14 protein-coding genes and 1 riboswitch are annotated in these 17892 nt (G+C 69.3%); of the genes, 4 read left to right on the top strand and 10 right to left on the bottom strand.

All coding sequences use genetic code 11. The features are described from left to right. The 3 genes from WG902_RS21030 to WG902_RS21020 all read right to left on the bottom strand — a co-directional run. Nucleotides 1-4761: Ig-like domain-containing protein (locus WG902_RS21030; RefSeq protein WP_340062167.1), on the bottom strand; the 4761-nt coding region annotated here is incomplete at its 3' end. A gap of 107 nt (nt 4762-4868) precedes the next feature. Then, nucleotides 4869-6221: an HlyD family type I secretion periplasmic adaptor subunit gene (locus WG902_RS21025; protein WP_340062166.1), complete on the bottom strand. Its 1353-nt coding sequence runs from the start codon at nt 6219-6221 to the stop codon at nt 4869-4871. Then, the gene (locus tag WG902_RS21020) at nt 6221-8416 is read right to left on the bottom strand and encodes a type I secretion system permease/ATPase (RefSeq protein WP_340062165.1); all 2196 of its coding nucleotides are present in this window, start codon (nt 8414-8416) and stop codon (nt 6221-6223) included. Before WG902_RS21020 ends, WG902_RS21025 begins: the two co-directional genes overlap by 1 nt. A 259-nt stretch (nt 8417-8675) precedes the next feature. Between WG902_RS21020 and WG902_RS21015 the strand changes: the two genes are divergently transcribed. Beyond that, nucleotides 8676-9770, top strand: coding sequence for an amidohydrolase family protein (locus WG902_RS21015; protein WP_340062164.1), 1095 nt, complete (start codon nt 8676-8678; stop codon nt 9768-9770). Here WG902_RS21015 and WG902_RS21010 read toward each other — a convergent pair. Next, nucleotides 9760-10293: a GNAT family N-acetyltransferase gene (locus WG902_RS21010; RefSeq protein WP_340062163.1), complete on the bottom strand. Its 534-nt coding sequence runs from the start codon at nt 10291-10293 to the stop codon at nt 9760-9762. The genes WG902_RS21015 and WG902_RS21010 overlap by 11 nt on opposite strands. A 39-nt stretch (nt 10294-10332) precedes the next feature. Then, entirely contained in the window at nt 10333-10542 is a 210-nt protein-coding gene (locus WG902_RS21005) for a DUF3606 domain-containing protein (protein WP_340062162.1), read from the bottom strand. Between the two features lie 112 nt (nt 10543-10654). Here WG902_RS21005 and gspF point away from each other — a divergent pair, with 112 nt between their 5' ends. Together gspF and WG902_RS20995 are read left to right on the top strand one after the other, a co-directional pair. Then, on the top strand, nt 10655-11878 hold the full coding sequence (gene gspF / locus WG902_RS21000) for a type II secretion system inner membrane protein GspF (RefSeq protein ID WP_340062161.1): 1224 nt from the start codon (nt 10655-10657) through the stop codon (nt 11876-11878). 3 nt (nt 11879-11881) lie between these two features. After that, nucleotides 11882-12787: a 5'-nucleotidase gene (locus WG902_RS20995; RefSeq protein ID WP_340062160.1), complete on the top strand. Its 906-nt coding sequence runs from the start codon at nt 11882-11884 to the stop codon at nt 12785-12787. Here the strand turns inward: WG902_RS20995 and ribB are convergent. Beyond that, nucleotides 12782-13426, bottom strand: coding sequence for a 3,4-dihydroxy-2-butanone-4-phosphate synthase (ribB, locus tag WG902_RS20990; protein ID WP_340062159.1), 645 nt, complete (start codon nt 13424-13426; stop codon nt 12782-12784). The two genes, WG902_RS20995 and ribB, sit on opposite strands and share 6 nt — an antisense overlap. 99 nt (nt 13427-13525) lie before the next feature. Beyond that, nucleotides 13526-13679: riboswitch (FMN riboswitch) on the bottom strand. A 97-nt stretch (nt 13680-13776) separates the two neighbouring features. On the opposite strand from ribB, the gene WG902_RS20985 reads away from it, so the two are divergent. Beyond that, a complete protein-coding gene (locus tag WG902_RS20985) occupies nt 13777-14697 on the top strand; it encodes a DMT family transporter (RefSeq protein ID WP_340062158.1) in 921 nt (306 codons plus the stop codon). A gap of 39 nt (nt 14698-14736) precedes the next feature. Here WG902_RS20985 and acuI read toward each other — a convergent pair whose 3' ends face one another. The 4 genes from acuI to WG902_RS20965 are packed head-to-tail and all read right to left on the bottom strand — an operon-like array spanning nt 14737 to nt 17888. Next, complete coding sequence (gene acuI / locus WG902_RS20980; protein ID WP_340062157.1) at nt 14737-15714, bottom strand: acrylyl-CoA reductase (NADPH); 978 nt, start codon at nt 15712-15714, stop codon at nt 14737-14739. A gap of 28 nt (nt 15715-15742) precedes the next feature. Further along, a complete protein-coding gene (locus WG902_RS20975) occupies nt 15743-16270 on the bottom strand; it encodes a Crp/Fnr family transcriptional regulator (protein WP_340062156.1) in 528 nt (175 codons plus the stop codon). Nucleotides 16271-16293: 23 nt separating this feature from the next. Continuing rightward, nucleotides 16294-16914 carry an ABC-type transport auxiliary lipoprotein family protein gene (locus WG902_RS20970; RefSeq protein ID WP_340062155.1) on the bottom strand — a complete coding sequence of 207 codons (621 nt, stop codon included), beginning with the start codon at nt 16912-16914 and terminating at the stop codon, nt 16294-16296. Continuing rightward, the gene (locus tag WG902_RS20965) at nt 16911-17888 is read right to left on the bottom strand and encodes an MlaD family protein (RefSeq protein ID WP_340062154.1); all 978 of its coding nucleotides are present in this window, start codon (nt 17886-17888) and stop codon (nt 16911-16913) included. Before WG902_RS20965 ends, WG902_RS20970 begins: the two co-directional genes overlap by 4 nt. Nucleotides 17889-17892: the final 4 nt, after the last annotated feature.

The following is a 17892-nucleotide window of genomic DNA, read 5'->3' as shown; positions in this document are numbered from 1 at the left end:
AGCACCGGTGAAGTTCGGGTTGGGCGTGAAGACCGCGTTGCCGCCGACGATGACGACCGTGCCACCGACCGGATTGCCCACCGCCGTGACCGTGAGCGTGTCGCCGTCCGGATCGGTGTCGTTGCCGGCCAGGGTCGCCAGCGAGATGGCCACCGGCGTGTCTTCGATCGTGGTTGCCGTGTCGTTGTTGGCCGTCGGTGCATCCTGCACCGGCGTCACGTTGACCGTGACGGTGGCCGTGCTCGTGCCGCCATTGCCGTCGCTGACCGTGTAGTCGTAGCTGGCCGTGCCCGTGAAGTTGGGGTTCGGCGTGAAGGTGACGTTGCCGCCCGCCAGGCTGACCGTTCCGCCCACCGGGTTGCCGACACCGGTCACGCTCAACGTGTCGCCCGTGTCCGGGTCGCTGTCGTTGGCCAGCAGCGAAGCGGTGGTCATGACGACCGGGGTGTCCTCCGCCGTGCTGAAGCCGTCGTCGTTCGCGGTGGGCGCATCGTTGGCCGCCGTGACGTTCACCGTGACGGTGGCGGTGTCCGTGCCGCCGTTGCCGTCGGAGACCGTGTACTCGAAGGTCGCCACCCCCACGAAGTTCGGGGCCGGCGTGAAGACCGCGTTGCCGCCGACGATCGCCACCGTGCCGCCCACGGGGCTGCCCACTGCCGTCACCGTGAGCACGTCGCCATCGGGGTCCGTGTCGTTGCCCGACAGCGTGGCCAGGGAGATGCTGACCGGCGTGTCCTCGGTGGTGCTGGCCGTGTCGTTGTTGGCCGTCGGCGCATCCTGCACCGGCGTCACGTTGATCGTCACCGTCGCAGTGGAGGTGCCGCCGTTGCCGTCGCTGATCGTGTAGTCGTACGTCGCCGTGCCGGTGAAGTCCGGGTCCGGCGTGAAGGTCACGTTGCCGCCCGCCAGGCTGACCGAGCCCCCCACCGGATTGGAGACACCGGTCAACGTGAGGGTGTCGCCGGCGTCCGGGTCCGTGTCATTGGCCAGCAGCGAGGCAACCGTCATGGTCACGGGCGTGTCTTCCGCCGTGCTGAACGCATTCGCATTCGCCGTCGGCGCGTCCTGCGCCGCGGTGACGGTCACCGTGACGGTGCCGGTGTCGGTGCCGCCGTTGCCATCGGAGACCGTGTACTCGAAGGTCGCAGCACCCACGAAGTCGGCGGCCGGCGTGAACACCGCGTTGCCCCCCACGATCACGACCGTGCCGCCGACAGCGTTGCCCACGGCGGTCACCGTCAGCGTGTCGCCGTCCGGGTCGGTGTCGTTGGCAGCCAGCGACGCCAGCGGAATCGACACCGGGGTGTCCTCCGTCGTGGCCGCCACGTCGTTGTTGGCCGACGGCCCGTCCTGCGCGGGCGTGACGTTGATGGTCACCGTGGCCGTGCTGGTGCCGCCGTTGCCGTCGCTGATCGTGTAGTCGTAGCTGGCCGTTCCCGTGAAGTTCGGGTCCGGCGTGAAAGTGACGGTGCCTCCCGCCAGGCTCACCGTGCCGCCCACCGGGTTGGCGACGCCCGCCACCACCAGCGTGTCGCCCGCATCGGGATCGGTGTCGTTGGCCAGCAGCGAAGCCACGGTCATCGTCACCGGTGTGTCTTCCGCCGTGCTGAAGGCGTTCGGGTTGGCCGTCGGCGCGTCCTGCACCGGCGTCACGTTCACCGTGACCGTGGCCGTGTCCGTGTTGCCCTGTCCGTCGCTGATCGTGTATTGGAACGTCGCCGCGCCGGTGAAATCAGCAGCCGGCGTGAACACGACGTTGCCGCCGACGATGGCCACGGAACCGCCGACCGCGGAGCCGACGGCGCTGACCGTCAGCGTGTCGCCTTCCAGGTCGCTGTCGTTCAGCAACAGGGTTGCGGGCGCGATCGTGATCGGCGTGTCCTCGACCGTGGTCGCGACGTCGTTCACCGCGTTCGGTGGGTCCTGCACCGGCGTGACGTTCACCGTCACCGTGGCCGTCGAGGTGCCGCCACGGCCGTCGCTGATCGTGTAGTCGAAGGTGGCGGTGCCGGTGAAGTTCGCGGCAGGCGTGAAGACCACGTTGCCGCCCGCCAACGACACCGTGCCGCCGACCGGATTGGAGACGCCCGTCACCGTGAGCGTGTCACCCCCGTCGGGATCGCTATCGTTGGCCAGCAGGGAAGCCGTGGTCATCGTGACCGGCGTGTCCTCCGCCGTGCTGAAGCTGTCCGCGCTGGCGGTCGGCGGGTCCTGGGCAGCCGCCACGTTGACCCTGACGATGGCGGTATCGGTATTGCCGTTGCCGTCGCTCACGGTGTAGGTGAAGCTGCCCACGCCCGTGAAGTCGGGGTTCGGCGTGAAGACGATGTTGCCGCCCACGATGGCGACCGTGCCGCCGATCGCGCCGCCCACGGCAGTGATCGCCAGGACGTCGCCATCCGGATCCGTATCGTTGGCCAGCAACGTGCCGGGGGCGATGGTGATCGGCGTGTCTTCCGTGGTGCCCACCACGTTGTTGCGGGCGTTCGGCGGGTCCTGCACCGGCGTGACGGTGACCGTGACGGTGGCGGTGGAGGTTCCACCGTTGCCGTCGCTGACCGTGTAGTCGTAGCTGGCGGTGCCCGTGAAGTTCGGGCTCGGGGTGAAGGTGACGTTGCCGCCCACCAGCGTGACGGTGCCACCCACGGGATTGGAGACGCCCGTGACCGTCAAGGTGTCGGTGACGTCCGGATCCGTGTCGTTGGCCAGCAGGGACGCCACCGTCATGATGACCGGCGTGTCCTCCGCGGTGCTGAATGCGTCGGCCGTGGCAACCGGGGGTTCCTGCGCCGCAGCCACGTCGACGAAGACGACCGCGGTATCGGTGCCGCCGTTGCCGTCGCTAACGGTGTACCTGAAGCGGCCGGTGCCGAAGAAGTCGGGGGCCGGCGTGAAGACCACGTTGCCGCCCACCAGGGCGACCGTGCCGCCGACGGCGCCGCCGACGGCGGTGATCACCAGCGTGTCGCCGTCGGCGTCCCGGTCGTTGCCCAGCAGCGTGGCGGGCGCGATGGTGATCGGCGTGTCCTCGGTCGTGGAGACCGTGTCGGGGCGCGCGTCCGGCGCGTCCTGCACCGGTGTGACATTCACGGTGACCGTGGCGGTGTCGGTGCCGCCCTGGCCGTCGCTGACGGTGTAGGTGAAGCTGCCGACGCCACTGAAGTCGGTTGCCGGAGTGAACACCACGTTGCCACCCACCAGCGCCACCGTCCCGCCGACGGCTGAACCGACGGCGGTGATGGTGAGCGGATCCCCCTCGGGATCCGTGTCGTTGCCCAGCAAGGTGGCCGGCGGGATGGTCAACGGCGTGTCTTCGGCCGTGGTCAACGCATCGTTGCGGGCGACCGGCGGATCCTGCACCGGCGCAACGTCGACCGTGACGGTCGCCGTGGACCTGCCACCGTTGCCGTCACCGATCGTGTACGTGAAGCTTGCGATGCCCGTGAAGTCGGGCGCCGGAGTGAAGGTGACGTTGCCACCCGCCAGCGCCACGGTGCCGCCGACGGCGCCGCCCACTGACAGCAGGTGCAGCACGTCGCCGCTGTCCGGATCGGCGTCGTTGGCCAGCAGGCTCGCAGCGCTGATCGTGACGGGCGTGTCTTCCGTCGTCGCCAGGTTGTCGGCGGTCGCCACCGGCGGGTCCTGCACGGGAACGACGTCCACCACCACCGTCGCGGTCGACGTGCGCCCCGATGTGTCCGTGACGGTGTAGGTGAAGCTGCCGGCGCCGGTGAAGTCGGCAGTCGGCACGAAGACGATGTTGCCGCCGGCGATGCTGACGCTGCCGCCCGTGGCGCCCGAGACGCCGGTGACGGCGAGGGCTTCGCCGTCGGCGTCGCTGTCGTTGGCCAGCAGCGTGCCGGCGCCGATGGTCAGCGGCGTGTCCTCGTTCGTGCGAACCCGGTCGTCGGCTGCGACGGGCGCGTCAGGTGCCGGTTGCACATCGACCGTGACCGTCGCGGTGCTGGTGCCGCCGTTGCCGTCGCTGATGGTGTAGACGAAGCTGCCGGTGCCGCTGAAGTCCGGATCGGGCGTGAAGACGATGGTGCCACCGACGATGGCCACGGTTCCGCCGATCGGCGAGCCCACCGAAACGACAGTGAGCACGTCCCCGTCGGCGTCGCTGTCGTTCGCCAGCAGCGTGCCGACGGCGATGGCCACGGCCGTGTCCTCGCGCGTGCTCGCCCGGTCGTCCAGGGCCACCGGCGCCGCGGGAGGCACCACCACGGGCGGCACGGGCGGCACGGGATGGATCGGGGTGACCGGGGTGTCCGGCGCTTCGTACTCCACGCCGTAGATCGGGGACCGGCCCGTGGGCGGCAGGCCGTCCGGTCCCGCAGTTCCCAGGCTTTCGTTCACGCGGTCCAGGCGGATGAAGCCGTGGCCGTCGTCGAACCGGACGCGGTCCAGCAGGATGGAACGGCCTTCGTTGTTTTCTTCTTCCCCGGTCCCTTCGGTGTCGACGGAGCCGGTCCGCGTGCGTTCGCCGGTGCGGGCCAGCAGCTGGCCGCGCTCCGCTTCGTTGTCCGCGAGCAGGCTGTCGAAGAGGGCGGCGCCGAGGGTGACGCTTTCCCCGGCGCGGAGCACGAAGCGGCCTGCCTGCGCGAAGGCGAGCTCGACCAGGGCGGCCGCCATCGTCTCGATGACCTCCCCTTCGAATACGCGGTCACCGACCTTCAGCTGGCGCTGTCGCCCGTCCTCGGACCGGGCCAGCACCACACCTTCGACCATGACCACCGTCCCTACGACGCGCGGTTCCATCTGCTCCTCAACGACATCCTCGATAACGAAAAGTGTATCTACACGTTACAAGCCACAGCGCTCTCCGGTCGGGGACGGACGGCCCGCGCTGCACACTTTTGCAGCATTCAACGCTCCGTGAACGCCGACTGCCGGGCCCGGATCACGGGTTTGAGCAGATAGGCAAGCACTGACTTCTGGCCGGTGAGGATGTTCACCTCCGCGACCATGCCGGGAATGATGGGCAGCCCCTGGGCCAGCTGCGACTTGCCGGTCCGCACGCGAACCATGTAGAACGTGTTGCCCTTGTCGTCCGTGACGGAGTCGGCGCCGATCATCTCGACCCGTCCTTCCAGCCCCCCGTAGATCGTGTAGTCATAGGCGGTGAACTTGACGATGGCCTTGGCGCCAGGCCGCAGGAAGGCGATGTCCTTGGCGAGCACGCGCGCATCCAGCAGTAGCGTCTCTTCCAGCGGCACCACTTCCACGATGTCCTTGCCCGGCTGGACCACGCCGCCGACGGTGGCCACGTACAGCTTCTTGACGGTGCCGCGCAGCGGCGACCGGATGACGGACTTGTCCACCTTGTCGGCCAGGCCGGCGCTGCCGGCCGCACTGGCATTCAGGCGCGCCAGGTTTTCCGACAGCTCCTTGCGCGCCTCGCTGCGGAACTGCAGCGTGATTTCCTGGATCTTGCGGGTGCTTTCGCTCATCGCCGACTGCGCCTTGGAGATCTGGGCTGCGGCGATGTCGCGCTCGCCGAGGAAGCGGCTGGCTTCGCGTTCCAGGCGCAGCACATCGACTTCCGACACCGCGCCACTGGCGATCAGCGGCTTCGTGTAAGCCAGTTCCTGGGCGGTGAGCTGGTAGGCCTTGGCCGCCTGCTCCCGCTTGGCCTGCGCCTCGGCGATCTCCTGGCGGCGCTGGGCAAGCTGCTGCTCCGCCACCGACAGCTGGGCCGCGAGCGCGGAACGCGCGGCCTGGTAGGCCTGCAGTTCCGCGTCCGCCGTCTTCGGCGTCTGTGCCACCGCTTCGGGCGGCGCCACGAAGGCCGTGTCGTCCGCCAGCGCCTTCAGGCGGGCCACCCGCGTCAGCAGCGACAGGTACTGCGAGCGGTTCTCCGCGACCGAGGAGTCGAAGCGGGTGGTGTCGATGTTGACCAGCACCTGGCCGGCTTCCACCACCTGCCCTTCCTTCACCAGGATCTCGGAGACGACGCCGCCGTCCAGGCTTTGCAGCACCTGCAATTGCTTGGAGGGAATGACGCGGCCCTCGCCGCGCGTGATCTCGTCCACCTTGGTGAAGCTGGCCCAGGCCAGGCCAAGCGCCAGCGTGAGCCAGAAAGCCCGCAGCAGCCAGCGCGCGCGCAGCGGCTCCTGGTCCAGTTCGGCACGGGCGGCGTCGGCCGCGAAGCCGGGCTCCGGCGGCGCCTCGGCCTCGCCACGCCAGGTGCGCAGCGCGCCGCGCAAGCTGGCGAACATCACGACGCCTTCCCCACCCGGCCGGCCTTGAGCTCGCCCAGCACCTGCTCGCGCGGACCGTCGGCCACCACCTGGCCCTCGTCCAGCACGATGACGCGCGTGGCCAGGTCCAGCAGGCTGCTGCGGTGCGTGACGATCACGACCGTCTTGTCCTGGGAGAAGGCGCGCAGCCGGTCCTTGAACTGCGCTTCGGAGGCATAGTCCATGGCGCCGGTCGGTTCGTCGAGCAACAGCACCGGCGGGTCCAGCAGCGCGGCGCGCGCGATCGCCACGCCCTGGCGCTGGCCACCGGAGAGCGTCTCGCCGCGCTCGCCGATCAGCATGTCGAAGCCTTGCGGGTGCCCATTGACGAAGGGCGCCAGCCCGGCGACCTCGGCCGCCGCCAGCACCGCGGCGTCGTCCGCATGCGGAGCGGCGATGGTGATGTTGTCGCGCAGGGTGCCGTAGAACAGCATCGGCTCCTGCGCCACGTAGCCGATGTTGCGGCGCACATCGGCCGGGTCGATCTGGCGCAGGTCGATGCCGTCCACCGTGATGGTGCCCTTCAACGGCGGGTACAGGCCGAGCATCAGGCGCTGCAGCGTGGTCTTGCCGGACCCGATGCGGCCGATGACCACCACCTTCTCGCCGGCGCGCACGCGCAGCGACACGCCGCGCAGGCACTCGTCGTCGCGGCCAGGGTAGGCGAAGTGCACGTCCTTGAAGACGATGTCGCCCGCCAGCCGTGGCCGGTGCACGAAGCGGCTCTCCTCCTGCCGCTCGCGCTGCGCCTCCATCGTCGTCTCCAGCGACAGCAGCGCCATCTTGGCGCTGTGGTATTGCATCAGCAGGCCCACCACCTGCGACAGCGGGCCCATCGCCCGGCCGCCCAGCATGGTGCAGGCGATCAGGCCGCCCATGGACAGGTGCCCGAAGTTGATCAGGTAGACCCCGCCCACGATCATTGCGATGTTCACGCCCTGCTGCAGCGTCATCACCCCGTTGCTGACGGACGAAGACAGCAGGCGCTGCTGCGCGGAACTGCGCGACAGGAAGGCCGCCGTGCTTTCCAGCCGTGCCTGCATCACGCGCTCGGCGCCGTGCGCCTTGATGGTTTCCAGCGTGGTCAGCGCTTCGACCAGCGTGGCGTTGCGCATGCTGGCGGCGCGGAACGTGGTCTCGGACAGCTTGTGCATGCGGGCCTGCACCACCCAGCTGTAGGCGACCACCAGCAGGATGCCGACGATCGGCGCGAACACCAGCGGCCACGAGATGAGCGCCACGACGATGAGGAACAGGATGGCGAAGGGCAGGTCCACCACCGCCGTCACGGTGGCCGAGGCGATGAAGTCGCGCACCACCTCGAAGGAGCGCAGCGTCGCCGCGTAAGCGCCCACCGAAGGCGGACGCTCGGCCAGCTTCATGCCCAGCACGCGCTCCATGATCAGCGCGGACAGCTTGATGTCCACCCGGCTGCCCGCCAGGTCGACGAAGTAGCCGCGCATCAGGCGCACGAGGTAATCGACGCCGAGGATCAGCAGCAGGCCGATGGTCAGCATCCACAGCGTTTCGACCGCGAAGTTCGGCACCACGCGGTCGTACACGTTCATGCTGAACAAGGGCATGGCCAGCGCGAACACGTTGATCAGGAGGGCCGCCGCCAGCACGTCGCGGTACAGAGGCATCTGCTCGGCCACCGCGCCCCAGAACCAGTGGCGGTCCCGCAGGTTCATCAATTGCGGCGTGCGGGCGTCGAAGCGGAACTTCGGTCGCGCGCTGATGGCGTAGCCGGCGTAACGCGCCTGGAGCTCCTCGCGCGCCAGGGTCACCGAGCCCTCGCCCGCTTCGGGCATCAGCACCTCGGCGCTGGCCCCGTCGGCGCTCCAGCGCGCCAGCACGCAGGCCTGGTTGCCTTGCAGGATCAGGATGATGGGGAACAGCGCGGCGTCGAGTTGCGCCAGCGACTTGGAGATCACCCGCGTGGCCAGGCCGGCGCGCTGGGCCGCGCGGCCGAACAGGGAAGGTGTCAGGCCCTCTTTTCCGAGCGGCAAGCCTGCGCACAGCGCTGCGGGGCTGGCCGGACGGCCGTGGATGCGGGTCAGTTCGACCAGGCAGTCGAGCAAGGGGTCGATCCGCAACGCGTCGGCAATGCCCGGGCGCGGGGCGGTGGCCCCGGCCGCAGCGGCCAGCCTCAGTGGCGCGTCAACATTGCTCATGCCCATCCTTGCGAACTCGGCGGCAGTGTCTGCCGATTCGAAAGCATTAAGGTGTTTTACCGTCAGTCACCTTAAGCAATGGTCGAAATTGTCGACGTAAGTACCTGTTTAGACAGGAAAAATGTCTCAACTCGTCAACACGCGTTGCGACCAGGCAACACCCGTCGGCGCGGCTTCGGAAGGCGGCTTGCCCCGTTGACAGGGCCCGCTTGCTGCCTAGAGTCGCGTGCACCTCCCAACAAAAGCAGGAGACAGATCCATGGAAGATTCGCAGCCGCTGCAGGCCCGCCTGCGCCATTGCACCGATTGCAGCCCGGGCACCAGCCGGCGCGGCTTCCTGCTCGGGGCCCTCGGCAGCGCGGCGCTCGCTGCGTGCTCGACGCCCGGCACTTCGCAACCTCCGGCGATGGCGCTCGGGGCAGGCCGGCGAATCGACGTGCATCACCATGCGTCGCCGCCGGCGTGGCTGGCGGTCGCGCGCCAACGCGGCATCGACGGACTGGCGATCAACTGGTCGGTGGAGAAGTCGCTGGCGGACATGGACCGCGGCGGCGTGCAGGCCTCCGTCGTGTCCATCACCACACCCGGCGTCGTGTTCCAGGACATGGACGTGGCCGCGGGCCGGCGGCTGGCGCGCGAATGCAATGAATGGCAGGCGCAGCTGGTTCGGGACCACCCCGGGCGGTTCGGCTTCTTCGCCGCGCTGCCGATGCGGGACACCGAGGGCAGCCTGGCCGAGATCGCCTACGCGCTGGACGTGCTCAAGGCCGACGGCATCGGCCTGCTCACCAGCTATGGCGACAAGTGGCTGGGCGATCCGTCGTACTTCCCCATCATGGAGGAACTGAACCGGCGCAAGGCGGTCGTGTACACGCACCCGACGGCAGCCAACTGCTGCGGCAACCTGCAGGCCAACGTCCAGCCCGTGATGATCGAGTTCGGCACCGACACCACGCGCACCATCGCGTCGGTCTTGTTCAACGGCAACGCCAGGCGCTTTCGCGACATCCGGTGGATCTTCTCCCATGCGGGGGGAACGATGCCCTTCCTGGTCGAGCGTTTCGTGCGCAACCCGATCCTGGTGCCCAGTTCGGCTGCGCTCTTTCCCGAGGGTGTCCTGCCGGAACTGCGGCGGTTCTATTACGACACCGCGCAGACGGCGAATCCGTCGGCGATGTCGGCGCTGACCAGGATCATCCCGACGTCGCAGATCGTCTTCGGCACCGACTACCCTTACCGGACGGCGTTCGACCACGTGAAAGGGCTGCGCGAGGCGGGCACCTTCGATGCCGCCGCGCTGGCGATGATCGAGCGCACCACGGCGCTGTCGCTGCTGCCCCGCTTCAGGGGTTAGGAAAGACGCGCGAATACAGCACGGTGTCGATCAGCCGGCCGTCCTTGGTGGCCGCGCAGCGCAGCACGGCGTCGCGCGCGAACCCAGCCTTCTCCAGCACGCGCATGGAGGCGGGGTTCCATTCGAACACCTGGGCTTCCAGCCGGGCGAACAAGCCTTCGGCCCCCACGTGGTCGGCCAGCGCTCGCGCGGCGGCGCTGGCGATCCCGCGGCCCCAATACGCTTCACCGAGCCAGTAGCCGAACTGCGCCGTCGCCTGGAAAATGCCCTCGCCCGCGATGGCGCCGATGCCGCCCGCCACGCCGGCGTCGACCTCGATCGCCAGTTGCAGGCTGGCGCCCGGATTGGCGGCGATCGCGAGCCAGAGATCGCCGTCCTCCGGCGTGTACGGATGCGGGAAGGTGTGCGTCATGTTGCGCCACACCGCGCGACTGTTCGCCTGCGCGATCAGTTCCGGCTTGTCCGCAGCGCGCCAGGGGCGCAGCACGCAACCGGGCAGGGCGGTCGGCAGGGGGGAGCGCATGGCGCGATGCTAGCGGAGCAAGGCGCCGTAGCGGGGGCCTCAGCCCCCGAGTTCCTTGACGCGGTCGGAATTCGTGGTGCTGCGCGCGCCCTTCAAGTGCATCTCGACGTCGGCCGCTTTGTCACCCACCGCTTTCACGGCGTCGTGCAATTGTTCGACCGTGGTGTCGAGTTTCCTGGCCCATTGCGCGGCGGCCTGTTGGTCGTCCACGTCGATGCGGTCCGGTTTCACGCCTGGTGGTGTCTGCATGAGCAATCTCCCGTTCGTTGTCCTCCAAGCTAACCCGGCACGGGGCGGCAGCGTGTAGGCCGCCGCCGCAGGCAAGGCAGCGGCCGCCGGGGCGTACCCGTATCATCCCCGCATGCCAGCTTACGCATTCGAGGCACTCGACGCGGAGGGCGCCACCCAGAAAGGCGTGATCGATGCGGACACCGCCAAGGCGGCGCGCGGGATGCTGCGCGGCCGCTCGCTCGTGCCGCTGGAAGTGCGGCCGGTGTCCACCGGCGAAAACGCCGGCGCCGGCGCCAACGCCGTGCTGTTCCGCCGGCGCATCTTCAGCGCCACCGAACTCGCCGTCTGGACGCGCCAGCTGGCGGGCCTGGTCGGCTCGGGCCTGACGCTGGAGCGCGCGCTGACCGCACTGGCGGAAGAAGCCGAGAACGAACAGCAGCATCACCTCGTTGCCGCGCTGAGGGCCGAGGTGAACGCGGGCTCGCCCTTCGCCAAGGCGCTGGCGCGTTTTCCGCGAGAATTCTCCGAGATCTACATCGCGGTGGTCGGCGCGGGCGAGCAGACCGGGCACCTGGGCGCCGTCCTGGAGCGGCTGGCCGATGACCTGGAAGACCGCCAGGCGCTGAATGCCAAGTTGATGGCCGCCACCCTGTATCCCGCCATCGTCACCGTGGTCGCCATCGTGATCGTGCTGCTGCTGATGACCTACGTCGTGCCGCAAGTGGCCAACGTCTTCGCCGGCAGCAAGCGCGCCCTGCCCTTCCTCACCGTCCTGATGCTGGGGCTGAGCGCCTTCCTGCGCAGCTGGGGCCTTGCGATGCTCGTGGTGCTGTTCGGCGCGTTCGTCCTGCTGCGCCTGTCCCTGCGCAACCCGGCTTTCCGCGAACGTTTCGACGCCGGCTGGCTGAACCTGCCGCTGGTGGGACGCCTCTCGCGCGGCTACAACGCTGCGCGCTTTGCCGGCACGCTGGCCATGCTGGCGGGCGCGGGCGTGCCGATCCTCAAGGCGCTCCAGGCGGCCGCCGAAACCCTGGGCAACCGGGCAATGCGCGCCGACGCGCTGGACGCGCTGGTGCTGGTGCGTGAAGGCGCGCCGCTGTACTCGGCGTTGGCGCAGAAGAAGCGCTTCCCCGGCCTGCTGGGCATGTTCGCCCGCCTCGGCGAGCAGACGGGCCAGCTGCCGTCCATGTTGCAGCGCGCGGCCAAGCAGCTGTCGGCGGAGGTGCAGCGGCGCGCCCTGCAGTTCGCAACCTTGCTGGAGCCGCTGTTGATCGTCGGCATGGGGCTGGTGGTCATGCTGATCGTGCTGGCGGTGCTGCTGCCCATCATCCAGCTCAACCAGTTCGTGAGATAAGGCATGGCGTCCGTTTCCCTCGACGACAAGCTGGTGGTGGCGATCTCCTCGCGCGCCCTGTTCGACTTCGAGGAAGAGAACCGCGTCTTCGAAAGCGGCGACGCGGCCGGCTACATGCAGATGCAGTTGCAGCGGCTGGACCAGCCGGCGCGGCCGGGCATCGCCTTCTCGCTGGTGAAGAAGCTGCTGGCTTTCAATGACACCTCGGCACAACGCGTGGAGGTCGTGGTGCTTTCGCGCAATGACCCGGTGTCGGGCATGCGGGTGTTTCGCTCGGCCAAGGCCAACGGGATCGACCTGCAGCGCGGCGTCTTCACGCAGGGGCGCTCGCCGTTCGCCTATCTGCGGCCGCTGAAGGCGACCCTCTTCCTGTCCACCAACGCCGACGACGTGCGCGGCGCGCTCGCAGCCGGTTTTCCCGCGGCCCGCGTGCTGACCGAGTCCGTGCTCGCCAGCGTGAACTACCCGAAGGAAGTGCGCATCGCCTTCGACGGCGATGCGGTGCTGTTCTCCGACGAGGCCGAGCGCGTGTTCCAGAATCAGGGCCTGGAAGCGTTCCAGCAGCACGAGCTGACCAAGGCCGCGCAGCCGCTGCCCGGCGGCCCGTTCAAGCCGCTGCTCCTGGCGCTGCATCGCCTGCAACAAGCCGCCAACGCGCAGATGCGCATCCGCACGGCGCTGGTCACCGCCCGTAGCGCGCCGGCGCATGAGCGGGCGATCCGCACGCTGATGGACTGGAACATCCAGGTGGACGAAGCGATGTTCCTGGGCGGGCTGCCCAAAGGCGAGTTCCTGCGCGAGTTCGAACCGGATTTCTTCTTCGACGACCAGACGCGGCACGTGGCGCACGCCGCCCTGCACGTGCCGTCGGGGCATGTGTCGGCCGGCATCGCCAACCTCGTTTCATAGGCCCGACAGCCGAAATTGCCGAACGGCTTCGACGGTGGTGCACAGCAGGCCGTGCCGCTGCGCGAACGCGCTGACCTGCTCGCCGCGCGCCATGCTGCCGTCCGCATTCATCAACTCGCACAGCACGCCCGCCGGTTCGCAGCCGGCCAGCTCCGCCAGGTCTGCCGCCGCCTCCGTGTGGCCCTGGCGCTCCAGCACGCCGCCGGCCCGCGCCACCAGCGGGAAGACGTGGCCGGGGCTGACGATCTCGCTGCGCTCGAGGGTCGAGCGCAGCGCGCACCGGATGGTCTGCACGCGGTCCGCTGCCGACACGCCGGTGCTCACGCCGTGCGCGGCTTCGATCGATTGCGTGAAGGCCGTGGCATGGCGCGACCGGTTGACTTCCACCATCGGGCGCAGCCGCAATGCGTCGGCGCGGTCCGGCCGGATGCAAAGGCAGACGATGCCGCTGCCTTCGCGGATCAACAGGGCCATCGAGGCCGGCGTGATGCGCTCGGCGGCGACGATGAGGTCCGCTTCGTTCTCGCGGTCGGCGTCGTCGAGCACGAGCACCGGCCGGCCGGCGGCGACCGCGGCAAGGATGTCGGAGAAGGGAGCCAGCGCAATGGCGCCGGCGGGTTCGAGGATGGCAGTGGTCATGAAACGCTCCTGTTGTTGAACAAAAACGCTCCAAGGCGGCAAGAACGCGCACGCCTGTCCTTGCGGACGAGCGCACGCACATCGCGCGCACGGATGCGCGCGAATCTTCTTTCATCCGGACTGTGACCGTCGGCTCCGGCATTCAACCGGATCTGCTGACCACGGCGTTCACGGGGAACGTCGCGCGCTCGCGGGCTCGCGGCTTGCGCCACTTACCGCCGGTGGGGAATTCCACCCCGCCCTGAAGACCCGGCCATCATAGGCGCGACGGTTTGCCCTGCGCGTCGCGTGGGTGTCAGCGCGCCTGCTTTCGTTCGCGTTTCGCGTTTCCGCCCTATAGTGACCCGCCGATGCCCACGCGCCGCACCTTGTTCGCCCGCCATGCGCTTGCCGCGCAGTGGCGCTTCTCGCGGCTGCACGCCACCACGCATGCCTTGCTGTGGTCCGCGGCCGCGGGCTTGCTGTTCGTCGTCCTGAACTCCATCATGCGCGGGCTGTCGCAGGTGCTCGACCCCTTCCAGGTGCAGTTCCTGCGCTACGCGTTGGGGCTGGCGGTGATGCTCCCGCTGGTGGCCCGCGCCGGCCTGGCCGCGTGCCGGCCGCAGAACCTGGCCGGCCAGTTCACGCGCGGCGGCGTGCACACCATCGGCCTGTGCCTGTGGTTCATCGCGGTGCCGCACATCACCATTGCGGACACCACCGCCATCGGCTTCACCGGCCCGATCTTCATCATGCTGGGCGCGGTGCTGGTGTTCAAGGAACCGATGCGCTGGGAGCGCTGGCTGGCGGCCGCCATCGGGCTGGCCGGCGTGCTGATCGTGGTGGCGCCCAAGCTGTCGGGCGGCGGCGGCATCTACACGCTGGTGATGCTCGCATCCGCTCCCGTGTTCGCGGCGTCCTTCCTCATGACGAAGGCGCTGACCCGCTACGAGCGCACCGAGGTGATCGTGTTGTGGCAGTCGATCTCCGTGGCCTTGTTCAGCCTGCCGCTGGCGCTGTGGCATTGGCAGGCGCCGACCATTGCGCAGTGGCTCCTGTGCCTGCTGTGCGGCATCCTCGGAAGCGCGGGGCATTACTGCCTGACGCGGTCCTATGCCGCGGCGGACATCTCGGCCACGCAATCGGTGAAGTTCCTCGACCTGGTGTGGGCGACGCTGATCGGCTGGCTGGCCTTCAGCGACGAACCGAGCCGCTCCACGCTGATCGGCGGCGTGGTGATCTGCGCCTCGACGATCTGGATCGCGCGGCGGGAGTCCCGGGGACCACGTTAGTTGCCGGAGTTCTGCTGCGCGCTCACCGCCAGCCTGGGTCTACGTCGTGCGGACCACGTAACGCCCCCGCACCTGCCCCGCCATCAACTTCTGCGCGGCGGCAACGGCTTCGTCGAGGCCGATCTCCGTGCTCATCGCCTGCAGCAGGCGCGGGTCCAGGTCGCGCGACAGCCGCAGCCAGGCCTGTTCGCGCAGGTGGATCGGCGCCATCACGCTGTCCACACCCAGCAGCGCCACGCCGCGCAGGATGAAGGGCGCCACGCTCGCCGGCAGGTCCATGCCCTGCGCCAGGCCGCAGGCCGCCACCGCGCCGCCGTAGCGCACCTGCGCACACGCGTTGGCCAGGATGTGGCTGCCGACCGCATCGACCACGCCTGCCCAGCGCTCCTTCTGCAGCGGCTTGCCGGGGGCGGACAGCTCCGCGCGGTCGATCACGCCGGCGGCGCCGAGGGTGCGCAGGTACTCCGCTTCCGCGGCCTTGCCCGTTGCGGCGACCACCCGGTGTCCCAGCTTGTGCAGCAGCGCCACGGCCACCGAACCGACGCCGCCCGTGGCGCCCGTCACCAGGACCTCGCCGTCCCCGGCGCGCAGTCCGTGGCGCTCCAGCGCCAGCACGCACAGCATGGCGGTGTAGCCCGCCGTGCCGATGGCCATCGCCTGCCGCGCGTCGAATGCGGCGGGACGGCGGACCAGCCATTGGCTTTTCAGCCGCGCCTTGCCCGCCAGGCAACCCTTGTGCGTTTCGCCGACGCCGAAGCCGTTGAGGACGACGGCGTCGCCGGCCTTCCACGCGGGCGAGGAACTTTCGATCACGCTCCCCGACCCGTCGATGCCGGCCACCATCGGCCAGCTGCGCACGACCGGAGACCGGTTGGTGATGGCGAGCCCGTCCTTGTAGTTGAGCGTCGAATATTCGATCGCCACGGTGACGTCGCCTTCGGGCAGGAAGTCGTCGTCGACCTCGCGCACGCCGGCGCGGAATTCGGGTTCCTTTTCCAGGACCAGGGCACGGAACATGAAGTGTCTCCTCTGTAGGCGGCGCTGCTCACGCGACTTGCTGGCGCAGCACCTTGACCAGCTGTCCGCTGGTGTTGCGCAGCCGCTGGGCGAGCAGTTGCGTGAGCTTGACGAGCAACTTGGCGCCGACTTCCGGACGCGAGCGGATCAACATGCTCACGGCTGCGCGATCCAGCACCGCGGCTTCCACCGTGCTCAGCGCCCAGCAACTGGCGTAGCGCGGTTCGCCGTCGAACATGGACATCTCGCCCAGCACCGCGCCGGTGCGCAGCACGGCCAGCCGCGTGTTGTCGCCGCGCTCCTCGGGCGCGGCCTCAGGGCCGATGCGCTTGCCCACGTCCACCGTTCCATTCAGCAGCAGCATCATCCAGTCGTTGGAGTCGCCTTCGACGATGAGCATCTGCCCGGGCTGCGCGCGCACGTGCAGCATCAGGGCGCCCAACACGTCCACCTCCGCACTGGAGAAATCCTGCAACAAGGGAGTCTGCTGCACCAGTCCGGGCCATTGCGACAGGCGCTCGCAGGCGCCGAGGATCTCCAGTCCCGCGGCTTGCATCTGTTCCTGGAGCGTCCCGGCCACTAACGCTGCTCCAGCCACGCCGCGATGTCGCGCGCCGCGGTGTCGGCCGCCGCGGTGAGGGCCCGCACCCCGCCTGCTGCATCGGCGGTGGGGGCCGGATGTTCCACAGCGAAGCTGCGTTGCGCCACGAAGCGCTCGCCGGCCGGGGTGTTTTCCAGCAATGTGCCACGCAGCCGCAACACGCCCTTGCTGTCGCTCGCGGAGTCGAAGCGGTGGCTGAACTCCTCCAACTGCACGCGCAGCACCAGCGGCACGCTGCCAGGGCGCCGCGCCAGCGTCGCGGAGGCGATCTCGTCCACCACCGCCCGATCGCGGCCCAGCACGGTGCGCAGCCGCTGCGCCAGCAGATGCCCCGGCGGTGCCGACCAGCGCGCCAGGGCATAGGCACGCAGCTGGTAGGGGTCGTCGTAGGCCAGGCGATAGAGCAGCGAGGTGGATTCCAGCGCGGCGTTCACTTCGATGTCCCCCAGCAGCAGCGTTGGCCGTGACGGGGCGCCTCCCGCAGTGGCGGCCGGCGCGGGGCCGAAGTCGTACACGGTCTGGCGCGCCGGCTTGTCCGGCAATGCACTGCACGCCGCCAGCACGGACAGCAGGCCGAGGCACAGGAGCCGGCGCATCATCGGCGGCCCCCTGGCGCCTGGAACCCGGGCTCGCCCGGCCCCGGCAGCGCCTTGCCGTCGCCATACAAAAGCGATTGCGGGTTGTCGCTGAAGTCATTGAGCGTGCGGCTCAGGGTGCGCGCGGCGCGGCTCGTGTCGTCCGAGGCGCGGCTCACGCGCGGCAGGGTCGAGACACTCAGGTTTTCAGCGGCGCTGGACAGCGCCTCCGTGCCTTCGGACAGGCGATCGAACGGACCGCCCGGGGCGTTGAGGCGCTGTGCGGTCTGGCCGAACTGCGTGGCGGTGACGCCGAACTGCGTGGCGGCGACGCCCACCTGCTCGGACGCCTTCTGAACCCCGCGCAGGGTGGTCGTGGCCTCGGCCAGCGCCGGGTCGAGCCGGCGGGTGACCGTTGTGTCCAGGTTCTTGGCCAACTGGTTGGCGCTTTCGGAGGCGCGGGCGATGTTTTCCAGGGCCGCGGCGATGCGCTTCTGGTTGGTGTCGTCCAGCAACGTGTTCACGCGCTCGGTGGCTTTCTGCACCTGGTCCAGGATCACCTCGCCTTTTTCCTCGATGCGCTGCAGCAGGCCGGGACGCAGCGGGATGCGCGGCGGCACTTCGTCGTTGGGCTCGAGGCGGGGCGCGGGCTTGCCGTCGTCGGACAGCTGCACGAAGGCCAAGCCGGTCACGCCCTGGTAGCTGAGCATGGCAAAGCTGTCGCGGGTGAGCGGCGTTTCGCGGTCCACCTCCAGCCGGATCAGAACGTTGCCGGGCACCTTGGGGTCGAACCCGATGTCCTTGACCTTGCCGACGTCGACGCCCCGAAACCGCACCGGCGCCTGCTCCTGCAGGCCGCTGACGGTCTCGCGGGTCGTGATCTCGTACTTGTCGCGTGCAGCGGTGTCGCGCGTGAGCCAGGCAGCGAGTGCCAGCACCAGCGCGGTGAGTAGCGCGACGAAGATGCCCGCAGCGAGGGCATGGGCCTTGTTTTCCATGGTG

The organism is Ramlibacter sp. PS3R-8 (assembly GCF_037572435.1).
Taxonomy (GTDB): domain Bacteria; phylum Pseudomonadota; class Gammaproteobacteria; order Burkholderiales; family Burkholderiaceae_C; genus Ramlibacter.
Note: the sequence above shows the minus strand (reverse complement) of the source record. Positions and strands in the feature narration are given on the sequence as shown.